The sequence below is a fragment of the Streptomyces sp. NPDC046900 genome (assembly GCF_040644975.1).
GTDB lineage: Bacteria > Actinomycetota > Actinomycetes > Streptomycetales > Streptomycetaceae > Streptomyces.
Window position 1 is genome coordinate 389,139 of the sequence record NZ_JBEYXD010000002.1, and the last position, 24,054, is coordinate 413,192.

The 24,054-nt window shown below is 72.0% G+C and carries 24 protein-coding genes; 14 read left to right on the forward strand and 10 right to left on the reverse strand.

The features are described from left to right. Positions 1-70: 70 nt before the first annotated feature. The 4 genes from ABZ904_RS03835 (at position 71) to serS (ending at position 4,503) form a co-directional block, all read left to right on the forward strand. Complete coding sequence (locus ABZ904_RS03835) at positions 71-301, forward strand: acyl carrier protein (RefSeq protein WP_359397916.1); 231 nt, start codon at positions 71-73, stop codon at positions 299-301. Beyond that, a complete protein-coding gene (locus ABZ904_RS03840) occupies positions 301-1,518 on the forward strand; it encodes a beta-ketoacyl-[acyl-carrier-protein] synthase family protein (protein WP_360989542.1) in 1,218 nt (405 codons plus the stop codon). Before ABZ904_RS03835 ends, ABZ904_RS03840 begins: the two co-directional genes overlap by 1 nt. Before the next feature lie 144 nt (positions 1,519-1,662). Then, a complete protein-coding gene (locus tag ABZ904_RS03845) occupies positions 1,663-3,159 on the forward strand; it encodes an APC family permease (protein WP_360989539.1) in 1,497 nt (498 codons plus the stop codon). A gap of 36 nt (positions 3,160-3,195) precedes the next feature. Then, on the forward strand, positions 3,196-4,503 hold the full coding sequence (serS, locus tag ABZ904_RS03850; protein WP_360989536.1) for a serine--tRNA ligase: 1,308 nt from the start codon (positions 3,196-3,198) through the stop codon (positions 4,501-4,503). A gap of 80 nt (positions 4,504-4,583) precedes the next feature. Here the strand turns inward: serS and ABZ904_RS03855 are convergent, their stop codons facing one another. Both ABZ904_RS03855 and ABZ904_RS03860 read right to left on the reverse strand, forming a co-directional pair. Further along, complete coding sequence (locus ABZ904_RS03855) at positions 4,584-5,360, reverse strand: BTAD domain-containing putative transcriptional regulator (protein WP_360989533.1); 777 nt, start codon at positions 5,358-5,360, stop codon at positions 4,584-4,586. Positions 5,361-5,544: 184 nt separating this feature from the next. Next, on the reverse strand, positions 5,545-6,798 hold the full coding sequence (locus ABZ904_RS03860; protein WP_360989530.1) for an MFS transporter: 1,254 nt from the start codon (positions 6,796-6,798) through the stop codon (positions 5,545-5,547). Between the two features lie 217 nt (positions 6,799-7,015). On the opposite strand from ABZ904_RS03860, the gene ABZ904_RS03865 reads away from it, so the two are divergent. After that, positions 7,016-7,246 carry a hypothetical protein gene (locus ABZ904_RS03865; protein WP_359397928.1) on the forward strand — a complete coding sequence of 77 codons (231 nt, stop codon included), beginning with the start codon at positions 7,016-7,018 and terminating at the stop codon, positions 7,244-7,246. Positions 7,247-7,256: 10 nt separating this feature from the next. Here the strand turns inward: ABZ904_RS03865 and tatA are convergent, their stop codons facing one another. From tatA to ABZ904_RS03885, 4 genes are all read right to left on the reverse strand, one after another. Then, complete coding sequence (gene tatA, locus ABZ904_RS03870) at positions 7,257-7,502, reverse strand: Sec-independent protein translocase subunit TatA (protein WP_361820955.1); 246 nt, start codon at positions 7,500-7,502, stop codon at positions 7,257-7,259. Between the two features lie 158 nt (positions 7,503-7,660). Next, positions 7,661-10,285, reverse strand: a complete 2,625-nt coding sequence (mgtA, locus tag ABZ904_RS03875) for a magnesium-translocating P-type ATPase (RefSeq protein ID WP_361820957.1) — start codon at positions 10,283-10,285, stop codon at positions 7,661-7,663. Next, positions 10,275-10,631: a metalloregulator ArsR/SmtB family transcription factor gene (locus tag ABZ904_RS03880; RefSeq protein ID WP_359397933.1), complete on the reverse strand. Its 357-nt coding sequence runs from the start codon at positions 10,629-10,631 to the stop codon at positions 10,275-10,277. Before ABZ904_RS03880 ends, mgtA begins: the two co-directional genes overlap by 11 nt. Before the next feature lie 146 nt (positions 10,632-10,777). Beyond that, positions 10,778-11,185 carry a MazG nucleotide pyrophosphohydrolase domain-containing protein gene (locus tag ABZ904_RS03885; RefSeq protein WP_359397935.1) on the reverse strand — a complete coding sequence of 136 codons (408 nt, stop codon included), beginning with the start codon at positions 11,183-11,185 and terminating at the stop codon, positions 10,778-10,780. Positions 11,186-11,278: 93 nt separating this feature from the next. On the opposite strand from ABZ904_RS03885, the gene ABZ904_RS03890 reads away from it, so the two are divergent. After that, a complete protein-coding gene (locus tag ABZ904_RS03890; RefSeq protein WP_360989519.1) occupies positions 11,279-12,277 on the forward strand; it encodes a TAXI family TRAP transporter solute-binding subunit in 999 nt (332 codons plus the stop codon). Positions 12,278-12,390: 113 nt separating this feature from the next. Here ABZ904_RS03890 and ABZ904_RS03895 read toward each other — a convergent pair whose 3' ends face one another. Together ABZ904_RS03895 and ABZ904_RS03900 are read right to left on the reverse strand one after the other, a co-directional pair. Beyond that, complete coding sequence (locus tag ABZ904_RS03895; RefSeq protein ID WP_359397939.1) at positions 12,391-13,836, reverse strand: HAMP domain-containing sensor histidine kinase; 1,446 nt, start codon at positions 13,834-13,836, stop codon at positions 12,391-12,393. A gap of 10 nt (positions 13,837-13,846) precedes the next feature. Further along, positions 13,847-14,533 carry a response regulator transcription factor gene (locus ABZ904_RS03900; RefSeq protein WP_359397941.1) on the reverse strand — a complete coding sequence of 229 codons (687 nt, stop codon included), beginning with the start codon at positions 14,531-14,533 and terminating at the stop codon, positions 13,847-13,849. A gap of 338 nt (positions 14,534-14,871) precedes the next feature. On the opposite strand from ABZ904_RS03900, the gene ABZ904_RS03905 reads away from it, so the two are divergent. The 8 genes from ABZ904_RS03905 (at position 14,872) to ABZ904_RS03940 (ending at position 21,768) form a co-directional block, all read left to right on the forward strand. Then, positions 14,872-15,648: an amino acid ABC transporter ATP-binding protein gene (locus tag ABZ904_RS03905; protein ID WP_359397943.1), complete on the forward strand. Its 777-nt coding sequence runs from the start codon at positions 14,872-14,874 to the stop codon at positions 15,646-15,648. An 89-nt stretch (positions 15,649-15,737) separates the two neighbouring features. Then, the gene (locus ABZ904_RS03910) at positions 15,738-16,655 is read left to right on the forward strand and encodes a glutamate ABC transporter substrate-binding protein (RefSeq protein ID WP_359397946.1); all 918 of its coding nucleotides are present in this window, start codon (positions 15,738-15,740) and stop codon (positions 16,653-16,655) included. 161 nt (positions 16,656-16,816) lie between these two features. Beyond that, positions 16,817-17,464, forward strand: coding sequence for an amino acid ABC transporter permease (locus ABZ904_RS03915; RefSeq protein ID WP_360989513.1), 648 nt, complete (start codon positions 16,817-16,819; stop codon positions 17,462-17,464). Next, on the forward strand, positions 17,461-18,405 hold the full coding sequence (locus tag ABZ904_RS03920; RefSeq protein WP_359397950.1) for an amino acid ABC transporter permease: 945 nt from the start codon (positions 17,461-17,463) through the stop codon (positions 18,403-18,405). Before ABZ904_RS03915 ends, ABZ904_RS03920 begins: the two co-directional genes overlap by 4 nt. Positions 18,406-18,882: 477 nt before the next feature. Further along, the gene (locus ABZ904_RS03925) at positions 18,883-20,559 is read left to right on the forward strand and encodes an FAD-dependent monooxygenase (protein ID WP_359397952.1); all 1,677 of its coding nucleotides are present in this window, start codon (positions 18,883-18,885) and stop codon (positions 20,557-20,559) included. 130 nt (positions 20,560-20,689) lie between these two features. Further along, on the forward strand, positions 20,690-20,761 hold the full coding sequence (locus tag ABZ904_RS03930; protein WP_318658241.1) for a putative leader peptide: 72 nt from the start codon (positions 20,690-20,692) through the stop codon (positions 20,759-20,761). 75 nt (positions 20,762-20,836) lie between these two features. Further along, complete coding sequence (locus ABZ904_RS03935; protein ID WP_359397954.1) at positions 20,837-21,370, forward strand: cysteine dioxygenase; 534 nt, start codon at positions 20,837-20,839, stop codon at positions 21,368-21,370. Beyond that, positions 21,367-21,768 carry a rhodanese-like domain-containing protein gene (locus ABZ904_RS03940; protein WP_361820965.1) on the forward strand — a complete coding sequence of 134 codons (402 nt, stop codon included), beginning with the start codon at positions 21,367-21,369 and terminating at the stop codon, positions 21,766-21,768. Before ABZ904_RS03935 ends, ABZ904_RS03940 begins: the two co-directional genes overlap by 4 nt. 85 nt (positions 21,769-21,853) lie before the next feature. Here ABZ904_RS03940 and recX read toward each other — a convergent pair whose 3' ends face one another. Further along, the gene (gene recX, locus ABZ904_RS03945; protein WP_359397958.1) at positions 21,854-22,633 is read right to left on the reverse strand and encodes a recombination regulator RecX; all 780 of its coding nucleotides are present in this window, start codon (positions 22,631-22,633) and stop codon (positions 21,854-21,856) included. 3 nt (positions 22,634-22,636) lie between these two features. Then, positions 22,637-23,773, reverse strand: a complete 1,137-nt coding sequence (gene recA, locus ABZ904_RS03950) for a recombinase RecA (protein ID WP_359397960.1) — start codon at positions 23,771-23,773, stop codon at positions 22,637-22,639. Positions 23,774-24,054: the final 281 nt, after the last annotated feature.

The following is a 24,054-nucleotide window of genomic DNA, read 5'->3' on the forward strand; positions in this document are numbered from 1 at the left end:
CCCGCCGCGCATCCGCAGTCCCGTACCACCCCGCACACCACACGACCCGTCAACCGGAGGCGAGCACACCATGTTCGAGAACGTGAAGGAAATCCTGGTCAACAAGCTCAAGGTCGACCCCGAGCAGATAACCCCCGAGGCCACCCGGGAGGACATCGAGCTGGACTCGCTGGCCGTCGTCGAGCTGTCGCTGGTGCTGGAGACCGAGCTGGGCGTGTCCGTCTCCGACGACGAACTGCTGGAGGCGGAGACCGTGGGCGACATGGTGGCGCTCATCGAGCAGCGGAGTGCGCGGGTGTGATGGCCGGCACCGACATCGCCGTCACCGGTCTCGGCCTGGTCACCCCGGCCGGGACAGGCACCGCCGCGAGCTGGGCGGGCGTACGCGGCGGGCGCCCGACCGCGGCGTTCGACCCTGTCCTCGAGAGCCATCCGGTGCGGATCTCGTGCCGGGTGCCGGACTGGGACCCGGACGCCCTGCTCGGCGCACGACGCGCCCACCGGCTCGACCGTTTCAGTCAGTTCGCGCTGGTGGCGGCGCGCGAGGCGGTCACCGACGCCGGCCTGGACCCGGCCACATGGGACGGCGCCCGGGTCGGCGTGGTGCTCGGCTGCGCCGACGGCGGCCCGGGCACGGTGGAGGAGCAGCACCGGGTGCTGGTGGAGGACTCGCCGGACCGGGTCTCCCCGCTGCTGCTGCCGATGCAGCTGCCGAACATGCTGGCCGGGCAGACGGCCATCGAGTTCGGCGCCACCGGCCCGAACCTGGTGGTGGCCACCGCCTGCGCCTCGGGGACCACGGCCATCGGGATCGCCCGCGACCTGCTCCTGCTGGGCCGGTGCGACGTGGTGCTGGCCGGGGGCAGCGAGGCCATGATCACGCCCTTGGTGATGGCCGGCTTCGCCCGTATGGGCACGCTGTCGCGGCGCACCGATCCTCCGGCCGCCGCCTCCCGCCCGTTCGATGTGCACCGCGACGGTTTCGTGGCCGGCGAGGGCGCCGGGGTGCTGGTCCTGGAGCGGCCGGCCGACGCGCGCGCCCGCGGCGCCCGGGTCCGCGCCCGGGTGGCCGGTTACGGCGCCTCCGCTGACGCCCACCACATCACCTCGCCGCACCCCGAAGGGGTCGGGCTGGAAGTGGCGATGCGCGCGGCGCTCGCCGACGCCGACGCACTGCCGTCGGACGTCGGTCACGTCAACGCGCACGGCACCGCCACCCGGCTCAACGACCTCGCCGAGGCCCGGGTGGTGCGCCGTGTGCTCGGCGATCCGCTGGTGACGTCCACCAAGGGCGTCACCGGTCATCTGCTGGGCGCGGCCGGCGCGGTCGAGGCCGCGTTCACCGTGCTCAGTCTGGAGGAGCAGGTGGTGCCGCCCACCGCCAACCTCGACGTCCCCGATCCCGTCTGCGAGGTGAAGGTGGCCGCCACGGCCACGGAGACACGCTTCGACCTCGCCCTGAGCAGCTCCATGGGCTTCGGCGGCCAGAACGCCGTGCTGGCCATCGCGGCCGCCTGAAGCCGGCCAGGCCCAGCCGACGCCCGACCGGTCGCCGCCCAGCGGGGTGGTCGGCGGCCCGGCCCGCTCGTCCCGCTCCCCATCGGCCCGGGGCCCCGCCCCGTCCGGGCCGCCGACGACGAACCGACACCTCAGGAGCACGCCGTGACCGCCGGAACCCCTCCCTCCCACGCGCCCACCAGATCCCTGACCACCAGTTACATCGTCTTCGTGATCGTTGCCGCGGCGGCCCCGCTGTCCGCGATGGTCGGCACCGTCCCGCTGGCGTTCGCGATCGGCACGGCCGAAGGTGTCCCGGCCGCGTTCGCGTTCGCCGGCGTCACCCTGCTGTGCTTCTCCGTCGGGTACGCGATCAGCGCCCGCCGCACCGGCGGCTCCGGCGGCTTCTACGCCTCCATCGCCGACGGCCTGGGCCGGCCCACCGCGGTCGGCAGCGGCTGGGTGGCGGTGGTCTCCTACAACTGCGCCACCATCGGCCTGGTCGGCGCGCTGGGCTACTTCACCAGCCTGGTGCTGTCCGACCACGGGGTGCACCTGTCGTGGGAGTGGTGCGCTGTGATCGGGCTGGCGCTGATCGCCGTCCTCGGCTACCGGGACATCGCCATCAGCGCCCGTGTGCTGGCGGTGCTGATGCTCGCCGAGATCGGCATCCTGGCCGCCCTGGACGTGGCCGTACTCGTCCGGCACGGTGTGCACGCGCTGCCGGGCGCCTCGTTCACCTGGCACGCGGCCACCGGCCCCGGTGTCGGTGTCTCGCTGATGTTCGCCTTCGTGTCGTTCATCGGCTTCGAGTCGGCCGCGCTGTACGGCAAGGAGGCCAAGAACCCCCGCCGCAGCGTGCCGCGCGCGACCTATGTCGCCGCGGTGCTGATCTCCGGCTTCTACGCGCTGACCAGCTGGGAGGCGGTCGGCGCGATCGGCTCGGGCCAGGTGCGGGAGACCGCCGGGAAGCAGCTCGGCGACCTCTTCTTCACCCTGGGCGACGACTACCTCGGGTCCACGGGCAGCACCGTCCTGCAGATCATGCTCTGCTCCAGCCTCTTCGCCGCGACCCTGGCGCTGCACAGCGCCTCGAACCGGTACGCGCAGGTGCTGGCCGACGACGGCCTGCTGCCCTCGTTCCTCGGCCGGCTGCACCCGAAGCACGGCTCACCGCACCTGGCCGGCGTCGTGCAGGTGGCGGTGTGCGCCGCCGCCGTGGTCGGCTTCGCGGCCGGCGGCCTCGACCCGTACGCGAACATGACGACGAGCATGCTCGGCCTGGGCACCCTCGGGATCGTCGTGCTCCAGGCGCTGGCCGCGCTGTCCGCGGTGGCCCTGCGCCGCAAGGGCATCCGGCTGGGCTGGTGGCAGGGCACGGTGCTGCCGCTGCTGGGCTTCGCGGGCCTCGCCGCCACGGTCTATCTGGTGGTCGGCAACTTCGACGTGCTGACCGGTGCGACCGGCGGCGTCGTCATCCAGCTGCCGTGGGTGATCCCGCTGGTGGCCGCGCTCGGGGTGCTGTGGGCGCTGCGGCTGCGCGCCATCGCCCCCGCGCGCTACCGGGCGCTGGCCACCGCGCATGTCGCCCCCGAGGACCAGGCGGGCCGCACCGCGCCGAACCAGACCCCCGCCCCCGCCCCCGTCTCCAAACCGGCCTGACGCCGGCCACTGTTCAGGCGATCAGGAGGAAACGACGTGCACGACGTACGCGAGCTGATCGAGAGCGGCCCGGAGGCGGAGCGCCGGCTGGCCCGCCGCGGTCACCCGATGGACCTCGACGGGCTGCGGGCCGCGCAGCAGCGCCGGCTGGCCGCGCTGGAGGCGGTGAACGGGCTGCGGGCCGAGCTGAAGAAGGCGTCCCGCGGCCCGCGTGGGGCCGGGGGCCCGGCAGCCGCCGGCGGGGCGGGCCCGGCGGGCGACGATCCGCGGGAGCGCAACCGTCGCCTGCGCGAGCAGGTGCAGGCCGCCGAGGCCGAGGCCCGGGAGGCCGGCCAGGAGCTGGAGCGGCTGCTGCTGACGGTGCCGAACCTGCCGTCGGACGACCTGCCCGACGGCTTCAGCGAGAAGGATGCGCTGGAGGTACGGCGGGTCGGCCCGCAGCGCGGCTCGGGCCCCGGCCTCGGCCGGCACCACGCCGACCTCGGCGAGAAGCTGGGCGTGCTCGACTCCGGGGCGGCGGCGAAGCTGTCCGGAGCGCGGTTCAGCGTCAGTCGCGGCCCCGGGGCCCTGCTGGAGCGGGCCCTTGCGTCCCTGCTGCTGGACCTGCACACCCGGGAGCACGGGTACACCGAGTACTCGGTACCGCACCTGGTCAGCCGGGAGACCATGACCGGCACCGGACAGCTGCCGAAGTTCGAGGAGGACCTGTTCGCCACGACCGTGGGCGGCCGGGAGATGTTCCTGATCCCGACCGCCGAGGTCCCGCTCACCAACCTGGTGGCGCGAGAGGTGCTCGACGAACGCGAGCTGCCGCTGGCGATGACCGCCCGTACCCCCTGCTACCGGGGCGAGGCGGGCTCCTACGGCCGTGACACCCGCGGCATCCTGCGGCTGCACCAGTTCGAGAAGGTCGAGCTGGTGCGGGTCTGCCGGGACGAGGACGCCGGGGAGCAGCTCGAGCTGATGCTCGGCCATGTCGAGGAGTGCCTGAAGCGGCTGGAGCTGTCGTACCGGGTGGTGCTGCTGCCGGCCGGCGACATCGGCTTCTCGGCGCGCACGACGTACGACGTCGAGGTGTGGCTGCCCGGCAGCGACACCTACCGGGAGATCTCCTCGGTGTCGGACTGCGGCACCTTCCAGGGCCGCCGGGCCGGCATCCGCTACCGGACGGGCGGCTCCCGGAGGATCGCGGCCACGCTCAACGGCTCCGGCCTGCCGATCGGACGGACCGTCGCCGCGCTGCTGGAGCAGGGCCAGCAGACGGACGGCTCGGTGCTGCTGCCCGAGGCGTTGGCCTCCTACACCGGCTTCCGCCGGCTGCTGCCGGGGGGCGGCACCGAGTAGCCCGGACAGCACCGAAGGCGCGGGTCTGCCGGGAGTGGGTACTCCCGGCAGACCCGCGCCCGTGCCCCGTCAGGGGCCGGTCAGGCGGTCCGGCGCAGCAGGGCGGTGGAGCGGTGCAGCCCCGGGTCCTGGTTGAGCATCTGCCGGAACAGCTGGCGCAGCTTCGGCGACGGCTCCATGCCCAGCTCGTCGACCAGCCGGAGCCGGGCCGCGTTGTAGACACCGACCGCCTCGGCCTGGCGCCCGCACTGGTAGAGCGCCACCATGAGCAGCTCGGTGATCCGCTCCCGCCACGGGTGGGCGATGCTCATCCGCTTCAGCTCCCCGACCACCCGCATCGGCTCACCCGCGCGGATACGCAGCCAGAAGGCGTCCTCCCGCGCGGACAGGTACTCCTCCTCCCACTCCGTGGCCGCGCTCTGGCACAGCGGTCCGACGGCCGCGTCGCCCAGCGGCGCGCCCTGCCACAGCCCGAGCCCCTGCTCCAGGAGTTCCTGGGCGGCGGGCAGGTCCTCGCCCTCCATCGCCCGGCGGGACCGGCGTATGTACCCGCGGAAGCGGTTGAGGTCTATGTCCTCCGGCTCCACGTCGAGGCTGTAGCCGGACGCCCGGGTGCGCAGCACGTCCGCCGCCGGGCCGTCCACCAGCTGGACCAGTGTTCGTCTCAGTCGCGACACATGTGCCTGGAGCGCGTTCTCCACAGTGGCCGGGGGGTTCTCCCCCCACAGCTCGCTGTACAGCGTCGAGACGGGCACGACCGCCGGGGCCTGGATGAGCAGGCTCGCCAGCAGACAGCGTTGTCGCAGCCCTGGAACGGCGTGGAACGTGCCACCGATGCCGACCGCTATCGTGCCCAAGATCCGGAACTGCAAGAAGACCAACCCCCGTGTGCTCTCAGCCTGCGGCTCTGCGCCGCCCGTTCCGGTGCTTTCCGGAACAGGCGCATTGTGAGGGTGGGACCTAGAGCCCGGCTCGACACCGCGCTCGGGACCGCGCCGTCGGACACCGTCACCGGGTGCGGCGAACGCGGCAGCACCGTGGTCAGCGTTCGCTCCGCACGGCCACCGCCGCCGCCAGGACCGCGCCCGCCGAGAGCACCACCGAGAAGCAGACCATCGTCGCCGGCATGCTCAGATGGCGGATGAGCTCGCTGAAGAGGATCGAGGGCAGACCCAGGCCCGCGTACGCGACGACGAAGTAGACGGCGAGGACGCCCGCCCTGGACGCGGGGGCGGCCGCGGTCACGGACTGGACGAGACCGGCCTTGAACAGGATGCCCGAGCCCGCGCCCGCCAACGTGGCGGCCGTGAGGAAGAGCCACAGCGTCGAGCCGTACACGGACAGGGCCACCAGGGCCAGCCCGGACGGGAAGGCCACCATCCCCACGGCGAGCAGGCGCCGCGGCGGCAGCGCGGCAAGGGCCAGCTGGGCCAGCGCGGCGGCGCTGAACATCAGGAACGGCGCGAGGCCCGCGACGAACTCCGAGGAGACTCGCAGTTCGGTGTGGAGAATGACCGCGCCCAGCGCCGTGACCAGGCCGAAGAGGGCGAAGGAGCAGAAGCCGAGCCCCGCGGCGGAGGCGAACACCGGGCGCCCGCCGGGGCACAGCGCGAACCGCTCCGGCTTCTGCCGCACCGTACGGCTCCGGTCCACGGTCTCCGGCGTGACCAGGCTGAGCACCAGACACACCGCGAGGGCCAGCGCGAAACCGAACTGCGTGACCGTCAGCGGATCGGGCACCCACTGCGCCACCGCTCCGGCCACCAGGGGACCGAGGGCGAGGCCGCCGAGGTTGGCCGCGGTCGCGACCACCTCCGGGAGCACGGCCTCGGGCCGGTGGGGGTGCGCGCCGGCGTACAGGTCGTGCAGGTACGCGGTGGCCGTGGAGGCCATGAGGCCGATGCCCACCCCGTTCAGGAACCGGCCGGTCATCAGGCCGGGGAGGTCCTTCCACCAGGTCAGGAGGAGGGCGGCGGCCAGCGCCACGGCAAGGGCCGGGACGACGACACGGCGGCGCCCGAAGCGGTCGGAGAGATGCCCGAGGGCGAGGAAGCCGACGGCGGCACCGCCGACCAGCATGGCGAACACCACGCTGATCGTGGTCACCCCGAACCCGTCGCGGGACGCGTAGAGCGGCCACAGCGGGGTGGGCGCCGTACCGAACGCCATCAGGACGGCGAACGCCGCCGCCACGAACCAGAATCCGGCGCCCTGTCCGACCGGGCGCAGACCCGGGCGCCGTCGGCCCGACGAGGCGGGGACGGCGGATTCGGCGGTCCGGGGCTGGGTCGGCATGGAGGGCCTCTCCGCTCGGTCGGCGCCGGCCGGGCACCGATGGACTCTCATGACCCCAGAGTTCCCACCATACGAGCATCAAAGGCGGCGAAGCGCGCGGCGAAGGCAGGCGCCGGGACGCGCCGGCCTCGCCGGTGGACCGGCTTGCCGCACGCCCGGTGAACCACGTGGTAGAGCTCACAACACTGCCGCGAATGCGTAACTTTAAAGTACAGCCATGGATCTTCACGTCGCGACGAAGTGGGAGACCGCGGTGCTCGCGGGAGGGCCGGCCGACGGCCTGCGCATGCAGGTCGCGGGCCGGCCCTCGGTGTTGCAGGTCACCTACCCCTGCCAGGTCGACTCCCCGCAGGACGGTGTGCGGGTGGAGGCGGTCTACGTCTACCGGCGCCGACTCGGCGTGCAGGGTGAACCGTTGACGTACGGCTACGACTGCGCCAGCCCCTGACGGAACCGGTTCAGCGGGCGGCGGACGACGGCTGCTCCGGGGTCGCCTCCGCGGAGGTGCCGACGGCCGCGGGCGTCACGGGAACGACGTCCGCGGGCGCGTCCCCTTCCTTCATCGCCTTCGCCTCGCTCTTCAGGATGCGCATCGACCTGCCCAGCGCGCGGGCGGTGTCGGGCAGCTTCTTCGAGCCGAACAGCACGATGACGACGATCGCCACGACCAGCAGGTGCCAGGGTTCCAGTCCGTTGCGGAGCATGAGCGCGCCCGCCCTTCCTCGCCTGGGCGGAGGACGCGTGCGCCGCTCGCCCGTCCCATAATGATTGCTACATTGCGCAACTGTACAACTGTACAACTGTCCAGCGGACCCTACCGGTCCGAGACGGCGCCGAGTGTCGGCATGCTCCTCATCCGGCCCTACGGCCGGTCCAAGCGCAGGCTCTGCCCGTCGTAGCCCCAACGCCGCTCGTAGCGCGCCCTGATCGCCCACAGGGCCAGGGCGTACAGCGCGAGGACGGTGCCGACCAGCAGGTAGTACGCGACCGGAAGCGCCGGCAGGCCGAGGAGTGCGCCGAGCGGGGTCACGGGCAACAGGAGCCCGACGGCGGCGAGCGCGCCGGCTGCCCCGCCGACCGGGCCCGGGCGGCGGCCCTCGGCGAGGCTCCGGCCGGACCGCAGCAGCAGCATGACCAGGGCCTGGGTGAGGAGGTTCTCCGTGAACCAGGCGGAGTGGAAGACCGCTGCGTCGTCGAGCGCGTCGGGACCGCGCAGGCTGAGGGCGAGGACGCCGAAGGTGGCGAGGTCGGCGACCGCGTTGACCACGCCGAAGCCGGTGATGAAGCGCAGGAGGTCGTGCGGGCGCAGCACGGTGGGGCGTGAGAGCTCCCGTGGTGCGGGACGGTCGTGGGCGAAGGCGAGTTGAGCCGCGTCGAAGCACAGGTTCTGGGCGAGTACCTGGGCCGGGAGCATCGGGAGGAAGGGCAGCAGGAGGCCCGCGGCGAGCATCGCGAGGACGTTGCCGAGGTTCGAGGAGAGCGTGACCCGCAGATACGTGGCGATGTTGCCGCCGCTGCGGCGTCCGGCGGCCACCGCGTGGTCGATCGCGGTCAGGTCCTTGTACGCGAGGACGACCTCCGCGCTCTCGCGGGCGACGGCGACGGCCTCGCGCGGGGCGATGCCCACGTCCGCGGCACGCAGCGCGGGCACGTCGTTGACGCCGTCGCCGAGGAAGCCGACGGTGTGCCCCGCCGCGCGCAGCCCGGCGACGATCCGCGCCTTGTCCTCGGGGGTGCAGCGGGCGACGACGGTCGCGGCCAGTTCGTCGGGCGCGCCGGCGGTGCGCATGTCACCGGGGTCCAGACCGAGGTCGCGGCAGGCACGGGCCGCGGTGCCCGGGTGGTCGCCGGTCAGGATCCGGACGGTGACGCCGCGGGCGGTGAGGTCCCGTAGGGCGCGCTCGGCGGTCGGTGCGAGGGCGTCCCGGAAGGTGACGAAGCCCCGGAAGGTCAGGCCGCGTTCGTCGGCGGGGTTGTAAGGGCGGACGCGGGCGGGACGGTCGGCGGTCGCGACGCCGAGCAGTCGCAGACCGCCGGCCGCTTCGCGCGCGACCCGTGCGAGCAGCCGTTCCCGCTCCGCGGGCTCCAGTGCGCAGCGCTCCAGTACGTCCTCGGGAGCGCCCCTGACAAGGAGGGTGTGGCTGCCGAGGCGGCCCCGGACCACGGCGGTGGCGAGCCGGCGGACCGGGTCGAACGGCAGGGCGGCCACTCCCTCGTACTCCTCCCAGGCCCCGTCGGCCGCGTCCAGAAGCGCCTCGTCCAGGGCGTCCGCGAGGGGCAGGTCGGCGATGTGGAGGGTCCACCAGGCGCCAGCGGCCGCCCAGCGCAGCACCTGGGGGGCGTCCTCGCCCGCGGCGTCCAGGGCCCGTTCGACGACCGGCCGGTCCTGGGTGAGGGTGCCGGTCTTGTCGAGGCAGAGCACGTCCACAGCACCGAGGTCGTGCAGGGCGGGCAGCCGTTTGACGATCACCCCGTGGGCGCGGGCGAGCCCGGAGGCGCCGCGGCCCAGACAGGTGGTGACGATGACCGGCAGCATCTCGGGGGTGAGGCCGACCGCGACCGCGACGGCGAAGGGGAGCGTCTCAAGACCCCGGCCGCGCAGCGCCGCGTTGGCCATGAGGACCAGCGGCGGGGTGAGCAGCATGAACCGGATCAGCACCCAGGAGATGCCGCGCACGGACCGGTCGAAGGCGCTCGCCCCGCGCCGGGCGCCGACGGCGTACGCCTTGGCGAACCGGGTCCGGGCCCCCGTCTCGAGGACGAGCGCGGTGCCGCTGCCGGATGCGACGCTGCTGCCCTGGAAGCAGAGGTGGGGCTGGTCGAAGGGCCCGCCGTCGCAGGCCGCGGGGGTGTCGAGGGCGCGCTTCGCCACCGGCGCCGACTCCCCGGTGAGGGCTGCCTGATGCACCGTCAGGCCGCTGGACCGCAGCAGTCGTACGTCGGCAGGGACGAGGTCGCCGGGCGCGAGCCGGATCACGTCACCGGGCACCAGTTCGGCGGCGGGTGTCTCCCGCGCCGGCCCGGGCCGGCGCGCGCCCTGCCCTTCGGCACCGGCGCGGCCCGCCGGCTCGAGCGCCGTGTCCGGGCGGCGCAGCACGGCCGCGGTGGCGGCGACGAGATCGCGCAGCGCGGCCGTCGAACGATCGGCCCGCTGCTCGCCGGTGGCGCGCAGGACGCAGCTGACCACGACAAGGAAGAGAATCACGCAGGCGGTGCCCCAGGCGGCGACGGTGGCGGAGACGAGGCCGAGGCAGAGGAGGACCGTGGTGAACGGGTCGCGCAGACCGCGTAGGAAGAGACGGGCCCAGGAGGTCGTACGGGTCTCGGGGAGCACGTTCTCCCCGAAGTCCGCGAGCCGTGCCGCGGCCTCCGCGTCGGTGAGTCCGCGCGGCGTGCTCTCCAGCCGCCGCAGCTCCTGCAGCGAGGTGGCGGCCGTGCCGCCCGCACCCGGCGTCGACGCCGACGGAGCGGCCGTGTCAGAGGCCACGGAGACGGGGTGCCGCGGCGCCGCTCTGCGCGGCGCGATCGGTGAGCTGGCCCACCATGAGCCGCACCACGGTCACCACGTCCGCGTCGTCGACGAAGTAGACCTGGCGGCGGCCCTCACGACGGGAGCGGACCAGCCCGGCGAGCTTGAGTTTGGTCAGATGCTGGCTCACGGCGGGCAGCGCGCCGCCGACCCGCTCGGCGAGCCCGGTGACATCGCTCTCGCCCTGCGCGAGCGCCCACACGATGTGCAGCCGCGCGGGCGAGGCCAGAAGCCCGAAGGCGGCGGCCGCCTCCGTCAGCACCTCGGCGGACGGGTCCTGGAAACCACCGCCATCTGCCGCCACCGTCGCCCTCCTGTCCCACCCCGCCGTACCGTACGGGTCGCCTCAGTCTAGGCGGCTGTGGACGGCGGGCCGACGGGTCCGACAGGGGCTCGCCGTATCGGCTCGCCACCCGGTCCGGTCGTCGTAAGCGCGCCGGAAACCGGTCGTCAGGACTGCGCGGGCGGCGTCCAGCCCTGGCGCCGCAGGACCTCCGAGACATCCGGGCCCCGGTAGTGGTCGCCCTTGAGGACCTTGCCGTCGGCCCGGCGGGAGACCGTGCCGTCCGGGCCGATCTTGGTCATGTTGGCGCGGTGGATCTCGGCGATGACGGCGTCGAGGTCAATACCGTGCACGAGGGCCGTTCCGTAGGCCACGTACACGAGGTCGGCCAGTTCGTGCGCCAGCCGGTCGAGCGGTCCGCTGACGGACACCTCGGCGACCTCCGCGGCCTCCTCGGCGAGCAGCTCCCCGCGGTGCGCGGCCAGCTCCGGGGAGACCTCCGTCGGCACGGCACGGGCGTCGAGCCCGAAGGCGCGGTGGAACTCACGGACGAGGGAGGCGGGCGATGGGTGCATCCGGCGACCCTACCCGCTGCCACGGCCCGCTCCCGTGGGCCCGTGGTCTGCCGCCCTGGTCAGGGGCGCCCCCGGACTGGCAGGATCGCGCGCATGTTCACGCCACTCCCCCGCATCCGCCGGCGCCGCGCGCTGCTGGGCTCGGCGGCCTCTCTCGCGGCCCTCGGGCTGCTGCTGTGGTGGCTGCTGCCGATCGGCGAGGAGTCCCCGAGCGGAACGGTCACCTTCAGTACGGGCACCCCGACCGGCGTCTACCAGAAGTACGGCACCCTGCTGCAGCAGGCGATCGCCAAGGACCTGCCGAGGGTGGACGTCCGGCTGCTGAACAGCGACGGGTCCCAGGAGAACGTGCGACGGGTGGCCACGGGCTCGGCGGACTTCACGATCGCGGCCGCCGACGCGGTGGAGACGTACAAGCTGGAACACAAGGCCGGGGCCGGCCGGCTGCGCGGTTGCGCACGGCTGTACGACGACTATGTGCACCTGGTGGTGCCGCGCTCGTCGACCGTGCGGTCCGTCGCGGATCTCGAGGGGCGCAGGGTCGCCATCGGCCCGGGCGGGTCGGGGGTACGACTCATCGCGGAGCATGTGCTCGAGGCGGCCGGTCTCGACCCGAAGAAGGACATCACACCCCTGTCCGACGGCATCGGGACCATGCCCGACCTGCTCAGGCGGCACCGGATCGAGGCGTTCTTCTGGTCCGGCGGGCTGCCCACCGGCGCGATCACGGAACTGTCGAAGCACTTCGCGATCCGTCTGGTGCCGATCAGCACCGATCTGGTGGCCAAACTGCACGCACAGGGCGGCGCCTCACGTTACTACCGGGCCTCGGTGATGCCCGCCGACGCCTACCCGGACGCCCAGCAGGGCTCCGCCGTGCAGACCGTGGCCGTCGCGAACCTCCTCATGACCCGAAAGGACATGGACCCGGGCCTGACCGAGCAGCTCACCCGTGCCGTGATCGACAGCCGGGACCGGATCGGCGCGCAGGTCCACGCGGCCCAGCTGGTGGACCTGCGCACGGCGATCTACACGGACCCGTTGGCCCTGCACGAGGGCGCGCGGCGGTACTACGAGTCGGTGAAGCCGTAGCCTTCGCCCCCGGGCACCCCACGCGTACGGCGAAGCGGACGGTGGCCCGGCGCCTGCGGACCCCCGCCGCGGCCGCATCGGCCGCGTCCTCGAAGCCGACCGAGCCGGGACCCTCACGACGCCTCGCCGTCCACCGTCCGCGGCACACTCACCGTCACCTTGAGTCCGTGCGGCACATGACGCCCGTACGCGATCGAACCCCCACCCGCCTCCAGCAGCGCCCGTGATATCGACAGACCGAGCCCCGACCCCTTGATGTTCTGATGCGCCGCGCTGCGCCAGAAGCGATCGCCGACCCGGACGAGTTCCTCGTCGCTGAGTCCCGGCCCGCCGTCGGTGACCACGACCGAGGCGGTGTCGCCGACGGCCGTGACCTCCACCTCGACGCACTCCCCCTCGGGCGTGAACTTCACCGCGTTGTCGATGACCGCGTCCAGGGCGCTGGACAGGGTGACGGGGTCCGCCCAGGCGGTGGTGGGCGGGCAGTTCCCGGTCAGCCGTACGCCCTTGGCCTGTGCGGCCGGGTCCCAGGCCGCGACGCGCTCGGCGGCCAGGGCGCCGATGTCGGTGAGCCTCAGGTCCGCCTCGGCGTGCTCGGCCAGCGCCAGGTCGAGCAGATCGTCCAGGACCTGGGCGAGGCGCCGGCCCTCCGTGCGGACCGAGGCGATCTCCTCGTTGCCCTCGGGCAGTTCGAGAGCGAGCAGCTCGATACGCAGCAGGAGCGCGGAGAGCGGATTGCGCAGCTGGTGCGAGGCGTCGGCGACGAAGGCCCGCTGCTGCTCGAGGACTTCCTCGACGTTGTCCGCCATCTCGTTGAACGACCGGGCCAGGCGCCTGAGTTCAGGCGGTCCGCCCGCGGCCGCGACACGCGACTTGAGGCGTCCGGTCGCGATGTCGTGGGTCGTGGCGTCCAGGACCCGCACCGGCCTGAGCACCCAGCCGGTCAGCCGGAGCGCCGCGCCGACGGCGAGCAGCATCGCGGCGATCTCACCGGCACCGATGAACAGCCAGCCGTGCAGGATCCTCGACCGCATCTGCCCGGTGGGCGACTCGGTGACGACGACGGCGATGACGTCGCCGTCGCGGATGACCGGCGAGGCGACCACCAGCCGGGCGCGCTGCCAGGGCCAGACCTGCCGGGGGTCGTGGCTGCGGCGCCCGAGGAGGGCCTCGTTGAAGGCGTCGCGGCCGTCGCCCGTCTTGGGCAGGTACCAGTCCTCCGGCGCGTTGGCCATGGGCACGTCGTCCCGGTAGAAGACACCGGCCCGGATGCCGTACACGCCGTAGTACATGGCGAGTTCCTTGCGCAGGGTCTCGCCGCGCTCGTCCCTGGTGTCGCCGTCGCCGCTGTCGGGGCTGTCGCCGCCCACCCGGAGGCCGTTGCCCGGCCGGTCGGTGACGAACTGGGCGAGGGCCGCGAAGCGCGCGGTGTCGTCGATGCGGTCGACGACGACCCGCTGCTGCTGCGCGGCGGCGAGGCTCACCGCGAGCGGCACGCCGAGCGCGAGCAGCACGGCCGCCATCAGGACGATGAGCAGCGGGAGCAGTCGTGCGCCCAACCTGTCCCCGCTATGCGGCCGGGGCGACGAGCCGGTACCCGACGCCGCGCACGGTCTCGATCAGCGCGGGCATGCGCAACTTGGAGCGCAGCGAGGCGACGTGCACCTCGAGGGTGCGCCCGGTTCCCTCCCAACTGGTCTGCCACACCTCGCTGATGATCTGCTCGCGGCGGAACACCACGCCGGGCCGCTGGGCCAGCAGGGCGAGCAGATCGAACTCCTTGCGGGTCAGCTGGATCACGGAACCGTCCACACTGACCCGGCGATTGGGGAGTTCTATGTGCACCGGGCCGAGCCGCAGCGCGGTCTCGGTCGCGCCGGTGTCGTCCAGGTGCGGGGTGCGCCGGCTGACGGCGTGGATCCGCGCGAGCAGTTCCCCGGTGTCGTACGGCTTGACCACGTAGTCGTCGGCGCCGAGGTTCAGGCCGTGGATCCGGGAGCGGACGTCGGAGCGCGCGGTGACCATGATCACCGGGGTGCTGGTGCGCTTGCGGATCTTGCCGCAGACCTCGTAGCCGTCCTGGTCGGGCAGACCGAGGTCGAGCAGCACGACGCCGAATCCGGCGCCCTCGGGCACCAGCGCCTGGAGGGCCTCCTCGCCACTGCGGGCGTGCGTGACCTCGAAACCGTGCCTGGCCAGCACCGCGGACAAGGCGGCCGCGACGTGGTTGTCGTCCTCGACGAGAAGCAGTCTCATCCGGCCCCCTCCGGTTTCTCGGCTTCGCGGTCCCCTCGCTCCCGCCTGTACAAGAACGTGCTCTCGCCTTGTACTGGAAAGCGTCATCCACGCGAACGCGTGCACCCGCGTGCATGCACCAAGGCAGTCACGCCGATGAACAAGGACGCCGTCAAGAGGGTTCGGGGTGCGGGCGGCTTCCGTTACCCAGCCGGTACGCGCCCGGCGCGCGGCCACTACGGTTCGTGCCCGGCCGCTACCGGATCGTGATGCTCAGATCTCCCTCAGATGTAATGACGCTGGTCGCACGGCATCACTACTGTCCTCCGAAACCGAGCGAGGACGGAGCGAGTCAGCACATGACCGAAGTATCGGTGGCCAAGGACTCGGTGGCCGCGACCGACGAACTCGTCGTTCTCAGGGGCGTCAACAAGCACTTCGGCGCGTTGCACGTGCTCCAGGACATCGACCTGACCGTCGCCCGCGGCGAGGTCGTCGTGGTCATCGGGCCTTCGGGGTCCGGCAAGTCCACTCTCTGCCGCACCGTCAACCGCCTGGAGACCATCGACTCGGGCGAGATCCTGATCGACGGCAGGCCGCTGCCCCAGGAGGGCAGGGAACTGGCCCGGCTGCGCGCCGACGTCGGCATGGTCTTCCAGTCCTTCAATCTCTTCGCGCACAAGACGGTGCTCGAGAACGTGATGCTGGGCCAGGTCAAGGTCCGCAGAACGGAGAAGCGGAAGGCCGAGGAGAAGGCACGCGGCCTGCTCGACCGGGTGGGTGTGGGCGCCCAGGCGGACAAGTACCCCGCGCAGCTCTCCGGCGGCCAGCAGCAGCGCGTCGCGATCGCCCGCGCGCTGGCGATGGACCCCAAGGTCATGCTCTTCGACGAGCCGACCTCGGCCCTCGACCCCGAGATGATCAACGAGGTCCTCGAGGTCATGCAGCAGCTCGCCCGGGACGGCATGACGATGGTCGTCGTCACCCACGAGATGGGCTTCGCCCGCTCGGCCGCCAACCGGGTGGTCTTCATGGCCGACGGCCGCATCGTCGAAGAGGCCGCGCCGGACCAGTTCTTCAGCAGCCCGCGCAGCGACCGGGCCAAAGAGTTCCTGTCGAAGATCCTGCACCACTGACACCGACCCATCGCCGCCGCGGGCTCCGGTGCCCTCGTGTGCCCGGTTCCGCGCAACGCCCAACCTGCCGACCCGAAGGATGTCCACCCATGAAGTTCCGCAAGTCCGTCCCCGCGGCGGTCCTCGCCACCCTCGCACTGGCCCTGACGGCCTGTGGCGGCGAGTCCGGAAACGCCGGTGACCAGCCCGCCGGCGAGAGCACCGGGGCGAACGCGCCGAAGCTGCCGACGTACGCCGTCGCCACCGACGTGAAGATCGACTCCCCCACGCTGAAGAAGGCCCAGCAGGCCGGCAAGCTCGTCATCGGCGCCAAGAACGACCAGCCGTTCCTGGGCTTCGAGGACACGACGGGCAAGCGCTCCGGCTTCGACATCGAGATCGCCAAGATGGTCGCCGCCGACCTCGGCTTCAAGCCCGAGCAGATCGAGTTCAAGACCGTGGACTCCAACGTCCGTGAGACCACCATCTCCAAGGGCGAGGTCGACCTGTACGTCGGCACGTACACGATCAACGACGAGCGCAAGAAGCAGGTCGGCTTCGCGGGCCCGTACTTCCACGCCGGCGCGGACCTGCTCGTACGCAAGGACGAGACGGGCATCACGGGTCCCGACTCGCTCAAGGGCAAGACGGTCTGTTCCATCAAGGGCTCGACGCCGCTTCAGGAGATCAAGAAGCCCAAGTACGGCGCGAAGACCGTCGAGCTGTCGAAGTACTCCGAGTGTGTGCAGCAGCTGCTCAACAGCGAGGTCGACGCCGTCACCACCGACGACGCGATCCTCAAGGGCTATGCCGCGCAGCGTCCCACGAAGCTCAAGGTGATCGGCAAGCCGTTCACCGAGGAGCCGTACGGCGTGGGCATGAACAAGGACGACAAGGCTCTGCGCGACGCCGTGAACGACGCGCTGGAGAAGCACGAGAAGAACGACGACTACAAGAAGGCGTACGAGGCGACGCTCGGCCTGTCCGGCTCCCCGTACTCGGAGCCGCCGGCCGTCAACCGGTACTGACGCACCGCTGAGACGCCGGCCCGGCGTCGACCGAGCCGGCCGCTGCGGACCCACCACCCAGCGGGTCCGCTGCGGCCGGTCGGCCCGTGCCGGCGACGCCGTCCGGCGCACCGCCCCGGAGGCGGCCTTCCCTGCCCGAACACCGCCACGAGGACCTCCCCGTGAACGTATTGCTCGACCATCTCGCGGACTTCCGCGAAGGGTTCATAGGCACCGTACTGCTGACCCTGGCCAGCGGACTCCTCGCGATGGTGCTGGGTGTCATCATCGCCGGGTTCCGTGTCTCCCCCGTCCCTCCGCTGCGGATGTTCGGCACCGCGTGGGTCACCCTCTTCCGGAACACCCCTCTGACGCTGCTCTTCCTCGTGGCGTGGTTCGTCGTCCCGGTCATCTTCGTGCCGGGCATGAACCCGTGGACGAAGGCGCTGCTGGCCCTGAGCTTCTACACCTCGGCCTTCGTCTGCGAGGCGGTGCGGTCGGGCATCAACACGGTGCCCCTCGGCCAGGCGGAGGCCGCCCGCTCCCTCGGCATGACCTTCTCGCAGACGCTGCGCCTGATCGTCCTGCCGCAGGCGACACGCACCGTGATCGCGCCGCTGAGCTCGATCTTCATCGCTCTGACCAAGAACTCGGCGATCGCGGGCGCGTTCAGCGTCACCGAGCTGTTCGGCTGGCAGAAGACACTGAGCGACCAGGGCTATGCCATCGCCTGGATCTTCGTGTGGGTGGCCCTGGGCTACCTCGTCATCACCTTCTCGATCAGCGGCCTGTTCCGGCTGCTGGAGCGACGCATGGAGGTCGCACGATGACCGCGAGCGTTCTCTACGACGCGCCGGGCCCCAAGGCCCGCGTGCGCAACCGCGTCTTCACGGTGCTCGGTGCGCTGGCGTTGGTCGCCCTGCTCGCCTTCGTCGTGTACCGGCTCGACGCCAAGGGCCAGCTGGACCCGAAGATCTGGAACATCTTCAACAACGCGGGCGTGCGCACCAACATCCGCGACGGCGTTCTCACCACCTTGAAGGTGTTCGCCGTGGCCGGCGCGCTGTCCCTGGTGCTCGGGCTACTGCTCGCCGTGGCGCGACTGTCGGAGCACCGGCCGGTCCGCTGGTTCGCGACCGGCTTCATCGAGCTGTTCCGGGCCGTCCCGCTGCTCATCACCATCTACGCCTTGTGGGTGGTGTTCCTCACCTACAAGAACGATCTCGGCACGGTCGGGGACAACACCGCGTTCTGGGGCCTCGTCATCGGTCTGTCCGTCTACAACGGCAGCGTCCAGGCCGAGGTGTTCCGCGCCGGCATCAACGCCGTGCCCCGGGGACAGGTCGAGGCAGCCTACGCGCTCGGTCTGCGCAAGTACCAGGTGATGACGACCCTGTTGCTGCCGCAGGCGGTGCGCTCCATGCTCCCGACGATGATCAGCCAGCTGGTGGTCACCCTCAAGGACACCTCACTGGGCTACGTCATCACGTACACGGAGCTTCTGTTCGCCACTCGGACGATGGCCTCCAACATCATCGTCAACGGGGAGAACCCGTTCACAGCGGTGGTCATCGTCTCCGGCGCGATCTACATCGCGATGTGCCTCGCACTCTCCTCGCTCGCGACCTGGATCGAACGGCGGGGGCGTCGTACCAAGACCGGTGTCGCCGTCGCGGCGGCGGCTGAGCCGGCCGAGCAGCCGGGAGTGCTCGACGTCGCCGGAGGGCCCATCGGCCCGGCCGACGGCGTTGCGGACCGCACGGTGAAGTAGCCGCGGAGCCAGCATGTGCAGGACGGTGCGTCCCGGGACGCTGAGACGTCCCGGGACGCTGTGCACCGGCAGTACTCGGACAGGGCCGGCCGCGCGGAGACCTGCCGGATCGGGTCTTCGCCGCCTGCCCCTCGGACAAGACTGGGGCACCGCCGGTCTGCGATCGGCGTCATCGACCATCGCTCGAGCCCTTCACCTCGGTCGGGAGACAGTCAAGGACCACGTCCACACCCTGTGCGTCAAACTGCGCGCCGCCCATCGGATCCACGCCGTCCGCATCGCTGGACAGACCGACATCGCGACCCCGCCCGCCTGAGGACGTCACCGACTGAAGCACCGTCAGCGACGCGGCAGCCACCGTGGCTTGACGCAAGCAGTGGCAATAGGTTGCATACGTTCTGTGATCGTGCACCCTGCTCCAATCTCCTGTTCACAGGCGTCCCACGGGACACCGCCACGGGCAGGGGGCGCCACACCGTGGACCCGGTGATCATCGTCGGCGCGGGACCCGTGGGGCTCTCGCTCGCGCTCGCGCTGGCGCGCCAGGAGGTGCCGTCCGTCGTCCTCGACGAGGGCCCGGGCAAGGACGAACAGCGGGCCGCTCGCACCGTCGTACTGCGCGAGGACACCGCCGCGCTGATGGAACGGCTGACCGGGGTGCCGCTCAGCGAATACGGACTGCGCTGGACCGGATGGCGGTCGATGCGGCGCAAGCAGGTGATGCGCGAGATCGTGTTCGAACCGGCCGGGGTGCAGCGGGAGCGCGCAGGCGGGTACGGCCCCGCGGAGAGCCCGACGGGCCCGGTCGGCGAGCCCGTCCTCGCCGGGGGTCCCGCCCCCCTGCACATCGCCCAGCATGTGCTCACCGGCGCCCTGCGCGCGGCCGTCGCGGGCGAACGGCTCGTCAAGGTCGCCGCCGACAGCCGGCTCGACTCGATCGAGCAGGAGCCGTCCGGTGTCACGGCGCACACGCGCGGGCCGAGCGGCACCTGGTGGCGCGGCAGTTTTCTGATCGGCTGCGACGGGCCGCGCTCGACGGTACGCAAGCTCATGGACATCCGCTTCCCGGGCCGCACCGCCGTGGAGCGTCATGCCGTGGCAGCGCTGCGCACCGAACTTCCCTGGCCCGGCGAGGCGTTGCTGCACCGGACGCCGCCATGGCGCGCATCGGGCCCTTCGGGCGGAGAGATCATCGCGCGCCCCCTGCCCGACAGTGTGTGGCGCCTCGACTGGCTGCTGCCGCCGGGCAAGGACCTGGTCACCCCCGAACTGCTGGTGACCCGTGTCCGGGAGACCCTCGCGGGCTGGCACGGGGGCACCACACCCGCCTACGACCTGCTGGACACCGGCGTTCACACCGTCCACCACCGGCTCGCCCGTCGCTGGCGCGCCGGCCGGGTCCTGCTCGCCGGGGATGCCGCGCATCTGCTCGGCGCGCTGGGCACGCAGGGTCTGGACGAGGGCCTGAGGGACGTCGACAACCTCGCCTGGAAGCTCGGGCTCGTCTGGCATCACGGCCCCAACGAGGCACTGCTCGACAGCTACCAGGCGGAGCGTCGCGCCGCGGTCGCGGCCCGGCTGCGCGCCGCCGACCAGGCACTGCCAGTGCTGCGCGGCGGCGGGGGGCTGCGTACGTACGTGCCAGGCTCCGCCCGCGGCCACGACGCACTGCTCGCGGACGGCCATCTGGGACGCGGCGTGCTCGGCGCTCCGGGGACCTACGGCAACTCGCCGCTCGCGCCCCCGCCGTCCGAGTCGGTGACGCCGGTGGGTACCGAGCCCGGGGCGCCGGTGGTGGATGTGCGGGTGACCGCCGAGGACGGCTCTTTCGTTCGGCTGCGGGACCGGCTGGGGCGCGGGGCTCTGCTGGTGGTGCTCGTCGCGCCGGGCACCGGCGTGTGGGAGCGCAAGCACTGGGTGTCGGCCGGGATCATGCCTCGGCTGGCAGCGGCGGTGACGGCCCTGCCGCACACCGCGGAACTGCTGGTCGCCGAGAGCTATCCGGGCGCGGCTCCGCACACGGTCCTTCTGGTCCGGCCCGACGGCCACTTGGTCACGGCGCTCAGCGGGGTGCGCCCGGCGGAGCTGTATCAGGCCGCGGAGGCGACGCTGGGCGGCCCGGCGAAGACGGAGGCGGCGGCAGGCATGGGCTGAGGGTCGGAACCGGTCCCCGCGGTCGCGAACCGTCGTCCCGGACGCTCTGTCACCTCGGGGTCCACATAGTGACTATCAGTTGACCGGCCGGAAACGCCATGGTCTACTCCGATTCGTGACCGACACCTGTGTGCGCCTGTGGCGGAGGGTCCATATGGACCTCGTCCGCTATGCGGGCTGCGTGTGTCGTCCGTCCTTCTGACCTCGCCGAATTCACCCGCGCGCGCCATGTCCTTACGGCAGCGCGCCCCCGCGCGAACCATCAGGACGGTGCCCGTTGTCTCTCTCCCCCTCCGCCCCCGCTCCCGCCCCTTCTCTTGCCCCCACCCAGGCCGACCTGCTCGACTTCGCCCGTCGTGCGGCCGCCGACGCGCAGCTGATCGCCTCGCTCCCCCTGGACCCCGAAGGGCGCACCTGGGTACGCCTCCAGGGCCCCGGCGGCAGCGAGGCCTGGCTGATCGGCTGGCCCCCGGGCACCGGCACCGGATGGCACGACCACGCCGACTCGGTCGGCGCCTTCGTCACCGCTTCGGGCGAACTCACGGAGAACTCTCTCGCGGCCCGGCTGCCCTGCGACGGATGGAAGACCCTGGAGCTCACCGAGGGGGTGGACCGGGAGCGGCGGCTGCCTGCCGGAACGGGGCGCGCCTTCGGGCAGCATCATGTGCACGAGGTACTCAATGAGTCCACCGGGCACCACGCGGTCTCTGTCCACGCCTATTACCCGCCCCTGCCGCAGATCCGCCGCTACAGTCGCACGGGTCAGATCTTGCGTCTGGAGCAGGTCGAACGCCCGGAGGACTGGCAGTGACTTCCGTACCCAAAGCTCCCGTGGCCATCGACGACTTGCTGGAACGGGTCCGCGAGGGCCTCGACCGCGTGGTGGCGGCGGATGCGTACGAGGCCGCGCGGACCGGTGAGGTCCTGCTCGTGGACATCCGGTACGCCGCTCTGCGTGACCGCGACGGGTTGATCCCCGGCGCCCTCGTCGTCGAGCGCAACGAACTGGAGTGGCGTCTCGATCCGCAGGGCAGTCACCGCGCCTCCGAGGCCACAAGCCATGACCTGCGGGTGGTCGTGGTCTGCAACGAGGGCTACGCGTCGAGCCTGGCCGCCGCGTCCCTGCGCCAACTGGGCCTGCACCGCGCCACGGATCTGGTGGGCGGCTTCCAGGCCTGGAAGGCGGCGGGGCTGCCGGTCACGGCGTAGACCGCGCCCCCACCCTCGGCGCTACCGGCCGCACCTGCCGAATTCCCCCGGGTCCAGGGGGAGTCACGGGCGTGGCCGCTCGGGTTCAGAGTCCGGCGTCGTCCTCCAGCCCCTGCGTGTCCTCCCCCTCGTCCTCCAGCGCCTGGCGGACCACACGCAGCGCCATGCCTTCGGAGTAACCCTTGCGGGCGAGCATGCCCGCGAGGCGGCGCAGGCGCTTGTCACGGTCGAGGCCACGGGTCCCGCGCAGCTTGCGGGCGACGAGTTCCCGGGCGGTGGCCTCCTCCTGCTCGCTGTCGAGCCGGCCCACCGCTTCGTCGATCAGCGCGGAGTCCACGCCCTTCGTCCGCAGCTCCTGCGCGAGCGCCCGGCGGGCCAGACCCCGGCCGTGATGCCGGGACTCCACCCAGGCGTCCGCGAAGGCACTGTCGTCGATCAGGCCGACGTCCTCGAACCGGGACAGGACCTCGTCCGCCACGTCCTCGGGGACCTCCCGCTTGCGCAAGGCGTCCGCGAGCTGCTTCCTCGTGCGCGGGGCCCCGGTGAGCAGGCGCAGACAGATAGCCCGCGCCCGCTCAGCCGGGTCCCCCGGGGGCTCCCCCTCCTCGGCCCTCGACGAGAAGGAGGGACCTCCGTCCTGTGGGTCGCCGGCCGGTTCCCCGAAACCGCGCCGCCGCCCTCGCCCGCGTCCCCCGCGCGCACGGCCGTCACCGCGCGAAGCGCCCTCGCCGAGCGCATCCGCGTCATCGCGCAGCTCGCCGTAGGCCGTGTCACCGCTCCCGATCGACCCTCCGCCGTCCCGGTTCCCCCTGCCCTGCGGGGCGACGGGCGGGGCGTCCTCGGCCCAGTCGGTTCGTCGTGTCACGGGCTAGCTCTTGGCCGCCGGGGCCTTGGCCGTCTTGGCCGCCTTGGCCGCAGGGGCGGGCACCGACTTGGCCGCGTCCCCGGCCGCGGGTGCGGGTGCGGCACTCGCGGCGTCCGCGCCCGGCTCGGCTGCGGGCTCCTCGGGACGCACACCGACGCCCAGCTTCTCCTTGATCTTCTTCTCGATCTCGTTGGCCAGGTCGGGGTTGTCCTTCAGGAAGTTGCGCGCGTTCTCCTTGCCCTGGCCGAGCTGGTCGCCCTCGTACGTGTACCAGGCGCCGGCCTTGCGGACGAAGCCGTGCTCGACACCCATGTCGATCAGGCCGCCCTCACGGCTGATGCCCTGTCCGTAGAGGATGTCGAACTCGGCCTGCTTGAAGGGCGGGGCGACCTTGTTCTTCACGACCTTGCAGCGCGTGCGGTTGCCGACCGCCTCCGTGCCGTCCTTCAGGGTCTCGATGCGGCGGATGTCGATACGCACCGACGCGTAGAACTTCAGCGCGCGGCCACCGGTCGTGGTCTCCGGGGAGCCGAACATCACGCCGATCTTCTCGCGCAGCTGGTTGATGAAGATCGCCGTGGTCTTCGACTGGTTGAGCGCGCTGGTGATCTTCCGGAGGGCCTGGCTCATCAGGCGGGCCTGCAGACCCACGTGGCTGTCGCCCATCTCGCCCTCGATCTCCGCGCGCGGGACGAGCGCGGCGACGGAGTCGATGACGATGAGGTCGAGCGCGCCGGAGCGGACGAGCATGTCCACGATCTCCAGCGCCTGTTCGCCGTTGTCCGGCTGGGAGAGGATCAGGTTGTCGATGTCGACGCCCAGCTTGCGCGCGTACTCGGGGTCGAGGGCGTGCTCGGCGTCCACGAAGGCGACCTGGCCGCCGGCCTTCTGCGCGTTGGCCACCGCGTGCAGGGTCAGAGTCGTCTTACCGGAGGACTCCGGTCCGTAGATCTCCACCACTCGGCCGCGCGGCAGGCCGCCGACGCCAAGGGCCACGTCGAGCGCGGTCGACCCGGTCGGGATGACCTCGATGGGCTCCCTCGACCGCTCGCCCATGCGCATGACGGCGCCCTTGCCGAATTGCCGTTCAATCTGTGCGAGCGCGGCGTCGAGAGCCTTCTCGCGGTCGGTAGCTGCCATGGGTTCCACCCGGTTTGCTTGAGTCGATCGCTTCACGTCAAAGACGCTAACGCCTGCCACTGACAATGCGCCCCGACGCCCGTCCTGCCTGTGGACAACTTGGGCAACTTCTCCCGGAAAACCGAGTCGAAATCCCCATCCAGAGGCTCACCGGCGCCTCCATAAGAATGGATGTTCGATTTTTGTGTCAAGCGCACCGCCCGGCACCGCGGGCCCGCGTTCGCGTACCGGCGGCACCGGTTCACGGCCGCCCGGACGCCCCCGCCCGAGCCCTACTTCAC